General features: G+C 46.4%; 13 protein-coding genes. 7 read left to right on the top strand and 6 right to left on the bottom strand.

Annotated features, from left to right (window positions below; all coding sequences use genetic code 11):
- Positions 1-546: 546 nt before the first annotated feature.
- Positions 547-1,818, bottom strand: coding sequence for an aspartate aminotransferase family protein (locus tag QUB70_RS16360; protein ID WP_332981918.1), 1,272 nt, complete (start codon positions 1,816-1,818; stop codon positions 547-549).
- A gap of 128 nt (positions 1,819-1,946) precedes the next feature.
- Between QUB70_RS16360 and QUB70_RS16355 the strand changes: the two genes are divergently transcribed.
- The gene (locus tag QUB70_RS16355) at positions 1,947-3,221 is read left to right on the top strand and encodes a ribulose bisphosphate carboxylase small subunit (RefSeq protein ID WP_332981912.1); all 1,275 of its coding nucleotides are present in this window, start codon (positions 1,947-1,949) and stop codon (positions 3,219-3,221) included.
- A gap of 186 nt (positions 3,222-3,407) precedes the next feature.
- Here QUB70_RS16355 and rbsK read toward each other — a convergent pair whose 3' ends face one another.
- Positions 3,408-4,334, bottom strand: a complete 927-nt coding sequence (gene rbsK, locus QUB70_RS16350) for a ribokinase (protein WP_332981911.1) — start codon at positions 4,332-4,334, stop codon at positions 3,408-3,410.
- A gap of 259 nt (positions 4,335-4,593) precedes the next feature.
- On the opposite strand from rbsK, the gene nblR reads away from it, so the two are divergent.
- From nblR to QUB70_RS16330, 4 genes are all read left to right on the top strand, one after another.
- Entirely contained in the window at positions 4,594-5,289 is a 696-nt protein-coding gene (gene nblR / locus QUB70_RS16345; RefSeq protein WP_332981909.1) for a response regulator transcription factor NblR, read from the top strand.
- 72 nt (positions 5,290-5,361) lie between these two features.
- A complete protein-coding gene (locus tag QUB70_RS16340; RefSeq protein WP_332981908.1) occupies positions 5,362-5,550 on the top strand; it encodes a hypothetical protein in 189 nt (62 codons plus the stop codon).
- Between the two features lie 14 nt (positions 5,551-5,564).
- A complete protein-coding gene (locus QUB70_RS16335) occupies positions 5,565-6,095 on the top strand; it encodes a DUF192 domain-containing protein (protein ID WP_332981906.1) in 531 nt (176 codons plus the stop codon).
- A gap of 807 nt (positions 6,096-6,902) precedes the next feature.
- Positions 6,903-7,118 carry a DUF2949 domain-containing protein gene (locus QUB70_RS16330; RefSeq protein WP_332981905.1) on the top strand — a complete coding sequence of 72 codons (216 nt, stop codon included), beginning with the start codon at positions 6,903-6,905 and terminating at the stop codon, positions 7,116-7,118.
- Positions 7,119-7,173: 55 nt separating this feature from the next.
- Here the strand turns inward: QUB70_RS16330 and QUB70_RS16325 are convergent, their stop codons facing one another.
- The 3 genes from QUB70_RS16325 to trpC form a co-directional block, all read right to left on the bottom strand.
- Complete coding sequence (locus tag QUB70_RS16325) at positions 7,174-8,331, bottom strand: pyridoxal-phosphate-dependent aminotransferase family protein (RefSeq protein WP_332981904.1); 1,158 nt, start codon at positions 8,329-8,331, stop codon at positions 7,174-7,176.
- Between the two features lie 564 nt (positions 8,332-8,895).
- On the bottom strand, positions 8,896-9,141 hold the full coding sequence (locus QUB70_RS16320) for a DUF5340 domain-containing protein (protein WP_332981917.1): 246 nt from the start codon (positions 9,139-9,141) through the stop codon (positions 8,896-8,898).
- Between the two features lie 348 nt (positions 9,142-9,489).
- Positions 9,490-10,389, bottom strand: a complete 900-nt coding sequence (gene trpC, locus QUB70_RS16315; protein ID WP_332981915.1) for an indole-3-glycerol phosphate synthase TrpC — start codon at positions 10,387-10,389, stop codon at positions 9,490-9,492.
- Between the two features lie 85 nt (positions 10,390-10,474).
- Here trpC and QUB70_RS16310 point away from each other — a divergent pair, with 85 nt between their 5' ends.
- Together QUB70_RS16310 and QUB70_RS16305 are read left to right on the top strand one after the other, a co-directional pair.
- Complete coding sequence (locus QUB70_RS16310) at positions 10,475-10,894, top strand: element excision factor XisH family protein (RefSeq protein ID WP_332981902.1); 420 nt, start codon at positions 10,475-10,477, stop codon at positions 10,892-10,894.
- Entirely contained in the window at positions 10,879-11,283 is a 405-nt protein-coding gene (locus QUB70_RS16305; protein ID WP_332981900.1) for a XisI protein, read from the top strand. The genes QUB70_RS16310 and QUB70_RS16305 overlap by 16 nt, the downstream gene beginning before the upstream one ends.
- Here QUB70_RS16305 and QUB70_RS16300 read toward each other — a convergent pair.
- Positions 11,273-11,557, bottom strand: coding sequence for a type II toxin-antitoxin system Phd/YefM family antitoxin (locus QUB70_RS16300; protein ID WP_332981899.1), 285 nt, complete (start codon positions 11,555-11,557; stop codon positions 11,273-11,275). The genes QUB70_RS16305 and QUB70_RS16300 overlap by 11 nt on opposite strands.
- Between the last annotated feature and the right edge of the window lie 75 nt (positions 11,558-11,632).

The raw sequence follows: 11,632 nt of genomic DNA, 5'->3' as shown, positions 1-11,632 counted from the left end.
CCGGAAACCCTAGTAATAGGGATATTAAGACCGAAATGTCTTAAGAATCCCCGTCGCGATCGCGCGGGGAGTGTCAATAACGATAGGATCGCTGCTTCCGTGCAGCAATTAAATCACTTCCCGGTTTAAATTTCAATCTTTAACGCAAGTACCAGTCTTCGAGGGGGATTAAAGAAACCAGGTTTTTCCACCATACACATCGCCACAACGTATTTTCCTAAAAAAACAGGCTTCTGCACCAGTCTTAAACTTGACAAACCCGCCCCGACTGATTTGCAGCGGGGCGGGTTTAATTTTAACCTGATTAATTTTAGTAGTGCGTACTGCCTACTATTGGGTTTAGTAACGAGAAATATCGAAAAAACCGGGTTTAGTCGGAATAGTGCGTTAGTTGCAGCGCTACAGCTAACAAAAACAGTTCGCGATCGCAATCCGACTCAAGAAACCGGGTTTTTTACCGAATCTGTGGGGCACAACCAAGTATTTTCGTAAAAAATCCCGGTTTCTGGGTCTCCATGTAAGTCCTAAAAAATCAAGTCAGTAGATTTAGTGTACCGCTTGAGAACGCAGCGCTGCTTCCACAGCCAGCAAAGCCCGATCGACTTCAGCGGCAGAGACAATCAGCGGCGGGACAAATCTCAGCACTTTCGGCCCGGCTGGAACCAACAAAACTCCTGCGGCGATCGCAGATTTGACGATATCAGCCGATGTCAGTTCGATATCAGCTTGCAATTCCAGCCCGACAATCAAACCCCAGCCGCGCACATCAGCAATCAAATGCGGATATGCGGCCGCCAACTTGTTGAGCCCTGCTTTCAACTGTTCCCCGCGCTGCTGCACGTTTTCCAGAAGGTTTTCCCGTTCCAAAGTTTGGCAAACGCACAAAGCTACAGCGCAAGCAAAAGGATTGCCGCCGAAAGTGCTGGCGTGACTTCCCGGTTCAAATACATCGCAGGCAGATTTGCACAGCATAGCGCCGATCGGAATACCGCCGCCCAACCCTTTCGCCGACGTAAAAATATCCGGTTCAATGCCGAGGTTTTCGTAGCCCCAATATTTGCCGCTGCGCCCCATCCCGACTTGCACTTCGTCGAGAATCAGCAAAATGCCTTTTTCGTCGCAAATTTCCCGAATTCGCTGGAAGTAAGCGATATCTCCAGGGCGAACTCCGCCTTCGCCTTGCAGCGCTTCCATCATAATTGCAGCTACTTGGCGTTCGTCCTTGTCGAGTTGCTCGATCGCAAGTTCGATCGCACTAATATCGTTGTAAGGCACGTAGTGGAATCCGGGAACCAAAGGGCTAAAACCCTTCTGGTATTTAGGCTGTCCCGTTGCCGTAATTGTCGCCAAAGTCCGCCCGTGGAAACTCGCAACAGCAGTAATGATGGTCGGATTCGAGATATTTAATTTTTCGTGGGCGTACTTGCGGGCGAGTTTAATTGCCGCTTCGTTAGCTTCTGCGCCGGAGTTGCAAAAGAAGGCTCTGTCCGCGCAAGAATGGTCTACAAGCCACTTCGCCAGCTCCCCCTGTACGGGGATGTAATAAAGGTTAGAAACGTGGTGCAGGGTCTGAATTTGCTGAGTTACCGCTGCAATCATTGCCGGGTGCGCGTGTCCCAGAGTGCAGGTAGCAATACCCGCCACAAAATCGAGATATTCGCGGCCCTCGGTATCCCAAACGCGGCAGCCGAGGCCCCGTTCTAGGGCGATCGCAAAACGCCCGTAAGTTGTCATTACATAGCTGTCGAAGCTCTCAGAACTGAAGGGACTGGCTTCGGCTTGCACGATCTGTTCTTTTAGTAAGGTTTCTGGACTCACGAATCGCTCCTTAACAAATAATATGCAGACCTCGATTGTACGGTAAAAATTCTGTTTCGCGGTGCAGCCTGTTACTTTTGTCATAAAATCATAACAGTAACTTCAATTAATCCCTCACAAATCTACTGATGAGTTATTACATTTCTCCTAACTTTCTCGATAAAGTTGCGGTGCACGTCACTAAGAACTTTTTAAATTTGCCCGGGGTAAGAGTTCCCCTAATTTTGGGAATTCACGGCCGCAAAGGAGAAGGCAAAACTTTTCAAGCCGAACAGGTTTTCCAACGGATGGGCTTTGAACCGGTGATGATATCTGGCGGGGAATTAGAAAGTCCAGATGCGGGAGATCCGTCGCGTTTAATTCGCTTGCGCTACCGGGAAGCTGCGGAGCAAATTCGGGTGCGGGGCGAGATGTGCGCCATCTTTATTAATGATTTGGATGCCGGTGCTGGCAGGTTCGATACTACTACTCAATATACCGTGAATACTCAGATGGTCAATGCCACTCTGATGAATATTGCGGACAATCCAACTAACGTGCAGTTACCGGGAAGTTATGACAGTACGCCGCTGCACCGAGTGCCGATTATTGTCACCGGAAATGATTTTTCTACGCTGTATGCACCGCTGATTCGCGACGGGCGGATGGAGAAGTTTTATTGGGAACCGAGCCGGGATGATAAGATTGGGATTGTTGGGGGAATTTTTGAGTCTGACAAATTGTCAAAAACCGAGATTGTGGGGTTAGTCGATAATTTTTCCGATCAGGCGATCGACTTTTTTAGCGCTTTGCGATCGCGCATTTACGACGAACAAATCCGCGACTTCATTCACCAAATAGGAATAGAGCGAGTTTCCAAACGTTTGGTAAACACTTTGGAAGCACCGCCAGATTTCAAGAACCCGAATTTCAGCCTCGCTCATTTATTAGAAATGGGCAGTTTGATGGTGGGTCAACAAAAGCGGATTCAGGAAATGCGCTTAGTAGATGAATACAACCAATCGCGCCTGTTCAACGTTCAAGGAACCGTCAATGTTCCTGCTGCTGCGCCGACGCAAAGCCAATTAAACGACCCCAACTCGAAATATTATAAGGCCTATGTCGAGCCAAGTCCTGAAGTTAGTAACGGTCAAGCAGCGCGGCTGAGTTCTGAGGTATTGGAACAAGTAAAGCAGTTATTAGCAAGGGGCTGCAAAATTGGCATGGAATATGCAGATAATCGCCGATTTAAAACTGGTTCTTGGCAAAGTTGCGCGACGATTAAAACTGCACAGGAAAAAGATGTGGTTGCATCTTTAGAAACTTGTTTGGCGGAACACGGCGGCGAATACGTGCGGCTGATTGGTATCGATCCGAAAGTCAAGCGGCGGGTAGTTGAAACAATTATTCAGCGGCCAAAATAGGGTAAGCTGTTACGCATTTAAATTCTTGCATATTTGGGGTGATGCTCAAAGCCCACCCCACAAGATTTTGATTTTTTTTTACAAAAAATAGACCTATTATGGTCGTTCACTTTCATCTCTTGAAATTATCTGCGTTCATCTGTGTTTATCTGCTTGAAATCTGCGGTTAACCTATCAATCAAAGATTTATCCAATCACTCTATTATGCAAAAAATTATCAAAAGTTGCCCGATCGCACATAGCAACCTGAGCACCCACTTTAGTTGTGCACAGAGCGCCCGCTGCTGCGCCCCACCGCACCGCCTCTGACAACGACAGACCGGCATCTAATGCAGAGGCCAACCCGCCGTTAAAAGCATCGCCAGCAGCCACAGTGTCGATCGCCTCCACAGCAAAAGCCGGAACAAAAAAGCTGTCATCCGCAGTAACACCAACAGCCCCGCGATCGCCCAATTTGACAATAACATTCTTGACACCGCGCTCCTGCAACTGTTTGGCAGCTACAATCGCAGTTTCCCTGTCATGCACCCGAAAACCGACTAACTGGCCCGCTTCCACTTCATTCGGCGTGATAATGTCAATTAGCGGATAAAGTTCGATCGGCAAATCCGCCATAGCCGGTGCCGGATCTAGAATCACTCGCACCCCCGCTTGACGAGCAGCTTTCGCAGCTTTTTGGACAACTTCCAGAGGAATTTCTAACTGTAACAGCAACGATGTAGCTGACGGTAACAATTTTTTGAGACGTTCTATATCTGCTTCACCGACATTGTTATTCGCGCCCGGAATCACAATAATATTATTTTGACCGCTATCATCTACCGCGATAATTGCCACTCCTGAATGAGTGTTTTGGTCTATTAATACATTGTCTGTATTTACACCATATAATTGTAAATCAGTCAACAATTCTTCAGCAAATTTATCGTTGCCGACGCGACCGATGATGTGGGTGGAAGTGCCCAGACGAGAGGCGGCGACGGCTTGATTTGCTCCTTTGCCGCCGCCAGCGGTGAAAAAATTGCTACCGATAATAGTTTCCCCTGGTTGCGGCAACCGGGGAGTTTTTGCTGCTAGGTCGATGTTGATACTGCCGAATACGATGATGGTCATAATTTATTCAATTTGGTAATTGGTAAGCTGTAGCCCATTTAATTGGTAAACTACTGTTTACTTAAACTCTTGTGGCCCGGACCGGAGAACCCGTGGCGATCGAACTTCAATTTAAATGGCAAATAGCTTAATTGGTAATTGGTAATTCTCCCACTCTCCCATTCTCCCACTTTCCCCCTCTCCCTCTCTCCCCCTCTCCCCCTCTCCCCCTCTTCCTTAAGACGTGCTACAACAGGTATGGTCTACATCGGTCAATTCAATGGCTGCAATTACTCTCGATCGCAATCCCTGTGTCCTGCTAGTTGAAACAGACGAAGTTCTCGCCGGACACTTGAGTCTAGATTTAAAATCCTCCGGCTACGAACCGGTGGTGGCTTCTAATACCGCCACGGGGCAACATTTAGCTCATGAATTGCAGCCAGCTTTGATTGTAATCGATCGGATACTTGGCCCTGAGTCGGGGCTGTCGCTGTGTTCTCACCTCAGAAGTATTGGCAATCGGGCGCCGGTGCTGCTATTGATCGGTCGTGATACAGTTGACGATCGCGTGGCTTGTCTGGAAGCTGGCGCGGACGATTATTTCCTCAAACCTTACCGCACTGACGAGTTTTTGCAGTTGGTGCGCTTGTATTTGCAGCCGGATAATAGCAGCAGCGAACAATTGAGGTTTGGCGATTTAGTTTTGGATTTGGCCTCTAGGCGGGCCCTGCGCAACGGACGGGCGATCGACCTGACGATGAAGGAATTTGAGCTGCTAAAGTATTTGATGGAACATCCCCGCGACGTTTTGACTCGGGAACAAATTTTGGAAAATGTTTGGGGTTACGACTTTCTCGGCGAGTCCAATGTGATTGAGGTTTACATCCGCTATCTGCGGATCAAGATTGAAGATGAGGGCGAAAAGCGCTTGATTCAGACGGTGCGCGGTGTTGGCTATGTGATGCGCGAAGCTTGAAGAAGTCATTAGTCATTAATCATTAGTCATTAGTCATTAGTCATTCGTCATTAGTCATTCGTCAGTTGGCAGTTGGCAGTTGTCATTAGTCATTCGTCATTCGTCATTCGTCAGTTGGCAGTTGTCATTCGTCAGTTGGCAGTTGTCAGTTGGCAGTTGTCAGTTGGCAGTTGGCAGTTGTCAGTTGTCAGTTGGCAGTTGTCAAAAAAAGAATGTTTTAACTTCCAATTGCCAATTCCCAATCTAAAATCTAAAATCTAAAATCTAAAATCATTATGAGTTATTTTGCTAATTTGCTCGGTATTGGGGTGAGTATATTTTTGCTGGGATGTTCGCCGGCTTTACCTGTCGCAGATGCTAGTGGTACTGGTATTTTGGCGTCGCAGTCTCCGACGGCGACAACATCGGGTCAAGTGCTGCCTGTTTCTGCTAGAGTTCGGATAGCCGATCGCGCCATCGAACTGGAAGTCGCTAAAACCCCCGAACAACAGGCTATGGGTTTAATGTACAGAACTTCTTTGGCTGATGACAGAGGAATGCTGTTTGAGTTTAAACCGGCGCGGTGGGTCAATTTTTGGATGAAAAATTGCCAGATTTCTCTGGATATGATTTTTCTGCGGGATGGGGTGGTTGAGGCGATCGAAGTTTCTGCACCTCCTTGTACTGCCGATCCTTGTCCCACCTACGGGCCCAATACGACTGTCGATCGAGTTATTGAACTCCGGGGCGGCCGGGCTGCTGAACTCGGTGTCAAAGTGGGCGATCGTATTGAAATCGAATTTTTGAACGAAAACCTGCATCAATAAACAATCCCCGGTTTCCTTCTTCCTTTTTTTTACCATCCGTTACATCCCTTACGGAATCCCTTGCCGAACTGCCTTCTGCCTTCGGAAAACCGCAAAAATTTATAAACTTTACAAAAATTGATTTAATCTGTTAAATTATTAATCATCGAGTCAGCACAAACACCGAAAGATTTGGTACGATGTCAATCTCAGTCAGTCTGGACTTGAGCTTGTTGGCGGAAGCTGTAGATTGTTGGTCGCAGGTATGAGACGAGTCAGCCACTCGTTACCAATCCTGAGAGACGATGCTCAGCCTCAAGGGCAGCAGTACGAAAAGAAATTCTCTGGAACTTCTGGCGATCGATCTCCATCTACTAAACCTATCTGAAGTAAGATGCTACGAGCCAATTTAATTGGCAAAGTTAACTTCTGGTAGCAAGACCTGAGTTCGATCGAAATTTCTGACCAATATTGCCGAAGTAGATTTACGGATTCTGCATTTTGGTAGATGAAGTTAAACTCTGAAACTGGTTTAGTAGTTTTAGGGAGCAGAATTTATTCAGATTTCCGCTGCAAAATACCGAGGTATTCAGTTTAGGTTCGATCGCACATCCTGCGATCCCATAGCGAAAAAAATCCAAAACCTTTCACTTTTTGGGAAAGGTTGGCTTTAGAGTCGCACTCATCAACAAAATTCGCATTTTCAACGGCCAATACTGTTTTAACAGATATCAACAGTTCCAAGACAGATTTAAAACTGGCTTATTACTAATCTAAAACATCAGGTTCGCATCAGAAAATGGTGTCCTACACTTGGAGGAAAAATTCATGGCACCCGCTACATACACAAGATTAATTCGATTTTTACAAGAAGATTTGGCGATTTCTCGTGCGTCAATTGATGTCGCCGAACGTGTTGGCGGTAACGAACAGCGACAACGCGATCGCGACCCGAACTCCTTGCCGATGGTATTGTGGCAGTACGGTTTAGTGACGCTAGAACAGTTGGATAAAATCTTTGATTGGTTGGCCACGGCATATTAAAAGGATTTTAGATTTTAGAAAGCATCCAAAACCCAAAATCCTTTAATAACTGAGATTAAGATTCAGCCAATAATCTCGCAGCAGCGGCAACGCCGGCACCAGGAGTAAAGCCTTCGTAACCCATTTCTCGCAACACCACTTCTAAAGAAGAAATAGCTGCTAGAATATCGCGATCGCACACGAAGCCCAAATGACCGATTCGGAAGATTTTCCCCTTCAAATGGTCTTGTCCGTCGGCGAGAGAAATGTCAAATCTCTTTCTCATCAAAGTCCGCACTTTTTGAGCATCTACTTCGGCGGGCGGCATGACAGAGGTAATCGCAGGACTGGCGGCACCGTCAGCGGCAAATAACGGCAAACCTAAAGCTTGTACGGCAGCGCGAGTAGTCATCATTAACCGTTTGTGCCGCGCGAAAACGTTTTCCAATCCTTCAGCTTTCATCATCTGCAATGTTACTTGCAGTCCAAAAAACATATTGACCGGTGGAGTAAAAGGAGTCGTATTTTTTGCAGCTTCTTTGCGGTATTTGCCCAAATCTAAATAATAGCGGGGCAATTTCGCAGTTTTGTAAGCTTCCCAAGCTTTGGGGCTGACGGCGACAAAACCCAAACCAGGCGGAATCATGTAAGCTTTCTGAGAACCCGAAGCAATGACATCGATTCCCCAAGCATCCATCGGCACATTGGCAGCCCCTAAACTGGTGACAGCATCGACCATAATTAAAGCTTCACCGTGGGCTTTAACGTGGCGGTTGATGGTTTCGAGGTCGTTGAGTACGCCGGTAGAGGTTTCCGAGTGCGTGATGATGACAGCTTTGATTTGCTTCTCTGTATCTGCTTCGAGTTTTTCGCGGAAGTTTTCGGGATCTAAAGGTTGGCCCCACTCGGCTTTAATAATTTCGACATTTAAACCGTAAGCTTCGGCTACTTCGGCCCAGCGTTCGCCAAATTTGCCGTTAGTGCCGACTAAAACTCGATCGCCCGCACTCAAGAAATTAATTATCCCAGCTTCCATAGCGCCAGTACCGGAAACCGTTAAACTCAGCACGTCGCTGCTGGTTTGGTGCAACCATTTCAGGTTTTCGGTACATTCTGCAAAAATCGCATCAAATTCCTTGCTGCGGTGGCCCATCGGGTGTTTTGCCATCGCCAGCAATGCCGCTTCGGGCACCGGTGTCGGGCCAGGAATCATCAGCATTGATTTGTTGTCCATGATCGGTCCTAACTATTTCTATGGGAGTTATATAGATTGACACTCCCCGGCGTGAACGCGCGGGGATTCTTGGTTCACTGACACACCTTTAAACCATTCATCCTTTCGGCAATATTTAAACCAAAAACCCGTCCAATTGAACCTGTGTTTCGAGCCTAATTTGAATAGCTCCAGAGGGCTTGTCTTCCCAAGCGTTAAGGAATCACTCCCTTTGTTCCCGTATGCCCTACGGTACATCTAACTACTAAGATTTTGAGTTTTCTGGTATGGGTGCTTATGGCTACCCTAGCTATGTTTTTGTGGTTTTCGCCACCCACGAGACATTATTGTTTCCTAGCCAATCGTTTTGGGGTTGGTTATCCATTTGATGCTAGCGGTTATTCTACCTGTATCTATTTGTAGTATACCGTACCCTGATGCGAAGTTTGGGAAACTTTTAGAACTTTTTGGCAATAAAGCCGTCCTAAAAGGCGATGTGCTGAGCGAAGTCGAAGTAACGGGGTTTTCAACTCAATTTTCTGATAAATCAAAAAGCTCTATTGCCGAATCCGCACCCTAAGTTTTTTAATTTTTAGATCCCATAGGATTAGTTTCATTTAGAGACCAGCGATGTTCTACCGCTAAGTTAGATCGCTCGCAGCTTTGTTCTAATTGCTTTTGAATGGCAAGGGCTTTACGCAGTGTAATAATAAGTTGGTGCACTTGTTGCTGCTGCGGCGATTGGGGACTGACAGCAAACATCGTTTTGCGTTCTAACAATTGAAGTAGCAATTCATAATGAATGTAGGACGGAAGGGGAATTGGCTCCATGAAAGCTAACATACCTCAGTGAACCGACACCCCTCATGCAATTCGCATGAGCGGCATCACAGGTGAACGGTAAATGCCCGATTTTTATGTGTTTTCTAACAGTCAAAAAACCGCTACTTTGCCGATTAAATATTCGGACAAGCGTGGGTTTGAGACGCTAAATTTGGCGCTCGACCGGCTCAAAGAATAGATTTAATTGCTTGGCTGCAAGATATTTCTATGCGATGTAGCTGCGATTGCTATTTTTTTTTCAGCGCCTGAGTCGATCCAGGGCAGAAATTCTCATTTGTTTGCCTGCTCGATCGAGTTTTATCAGAATTCAGGGCTATTTGTCAAGCGGTCTGGGGGTCATGCGCCCAGAGGAGGAGCGCAGATAGCGGCTAAAGCTGCACCCGGATCTGGCTGTTTGACCAGAGATTCCCCGATCAGAACGGCTTTGGCGCCTGCCTTGGTAACTTGAGTTAGGTCGTCGGGAGTGTGGATTCCTGACTCGCTGACGATGAGGATGCCTTTTGCTTGGATTTCGGTTTGTCGATCGGCTAATAGTTTAGTGGTAGTTTCTAGGCTGACGGAAAAGTCTGCTAGGTTGCGGTTGTTGATGCCGATCAGGTTGACACCTTCGAGGGTTAATACTCGATCGAGTTCTTCGAGAGTGTGAACTTCTATTAAAGCTGTCATGCCCAACGTCTTGACAATTTTTACAAAGTATTGTAAATCTTTGTCAGATAGAATAGCTGCGATTAACAAAACAGCATCGGCGCCGTGAATTCGGGCGAGATAAATTTGGTAGGGATAGATAATAAATTCTTTGCAAAGTAAGGGTAAATCGACGGCGGCACGGATTTTAGCGAGGTTGTCGAAACTGCCTTGAAAGAACTTTTCATCAGTGAGTACGGAGATGCAGCTAGCGCCGTTTTGTTGGTAAGCTAGGGCGATCGCCACTGGGTCGAAATCTTCCCGAATTACGCCTTTGCTGGGGGAAGCTTTTTTGACTTCGGCGATGATAGCGGGTGCGGTTTTGCCGTTTTTGAGGGCGCCCAGAAAGTCGCGGATGGGCGGTGCAAAGGGGAGTTTTTTGTGAAGTTCGGATAAGGGGGTGCGATCGCGCTTTTGGGCCACTTCAGCTTCTTTTTGCCAGACGATTTCTTCGAGGATGTGCTGGGGTTCGGCGTCGGGTACGGCGATTTTGTAGCTGAGGTAGAGGACGGAGACTGATGTGCTGGGGGGACGGCGGCGGATTTGAAGCATAGTAGGGGGATAAAGGGCGATCGCAACAAGTTTCAACGTATTATATAATGGTTGCAGTGAATCCTCCTAATCTGAGTGCTAATGCGTGTCAGCTAAAGATATTTATCACGATACAGTTAAGCGTGCCCTACAAAAGGATGGCTGGACGATTACTCACGATCCATTTCCCCTTCAAATTGGTCGCAAGCGTTTATCGGCCGACTTGGGTGCAGAACGTTTAATTAATGCTGAAAAAGGAACAGAAAAAATTGTTGTTGAGGTTAAGAGTTTTGTAGGGCGATCGGATGTAAAAGATTTGGAACAAGCTTTAGGGCAGTACATTCTTTACCGCCAAGTGCTTAATGAAATGCAGATAAAGCGAAATTTATATCTGGCTATTTCTGAGGAAGTTTTTAATAGCGTATTTACCATAGAATTAGGGCAAGTTTTATTAAAAAATAATCTTGTTAAACTGCTTGTTTTTGATAAAAAAAGTGAGGCAATACTTCAATGGATACCCGATTGAGATACCAAGAAATCATCAAAACCATACTTCGGGAACACGCTAACTTTCGCAATACTATACCTGACGGCTATCAGTCTCAACTTTTATTTGATGATGAACGAGGAGGCTACTTAGTCTTGGATATTGGTTGGAATGAGAACAAGTACCTTCACGCTACACCAATTCACATCAATTTAATTGGCGATAAAATCTGGATTCAATATGATGATACTGAAGAAGGAGTGGCTACCGATTTACTAGCAGCAGGTGTTCCTAAAGAAGATATTGTACTTGGTTTTCGCCATCCTAAAGTGCGGGAGTATACTGAATTTGGCACGGGTTTTAGTGACGGAGATGAAGGAAATTTTGCTGAATCGGCTGCTGTGGAGTCAGTCTCAGTTACTCGTTGACTTCTTGGCGTAATTCTCTGACAGTCTGAGGTTTGACAATTCTGGCTTGTGCGTCTTTTAGGGCGCTTAACAGGCGATCGGCATTTTTGGGCGATCGCAGCAGGTAGACTGTCTCTATTAGGCTGGCCAATTCGTCAGCGGCAATTAAGGCTACGTTTTCGCCGTCTTTGCGGGTGATGATGATGGCATCGCGATCGCTGATGACTTGTTCGCACAGTAGATCGAGATTCGCTTGAGCTTCAGTGTAGGTGACTTGGGTTTGTGTGAGTGACATGGTTTTTGGCTTACCAATACTAAGAATAGTATAAGGGCGATCGGGCTGTTTGCAATTCTCCTTGTTGAGTTATAA

This window comes from Microcoleus sp. A003_D6 (assembly GCF_036702825.1).
GTDB lineage: Bacteria > Cyanobacteriota > Cyanobacteriia > Cyanobacteriales > Microcoleaceae > Microcoleus.
This window is presented reverse-complemented; position numbering and strand designations above follow the sequence as displayed.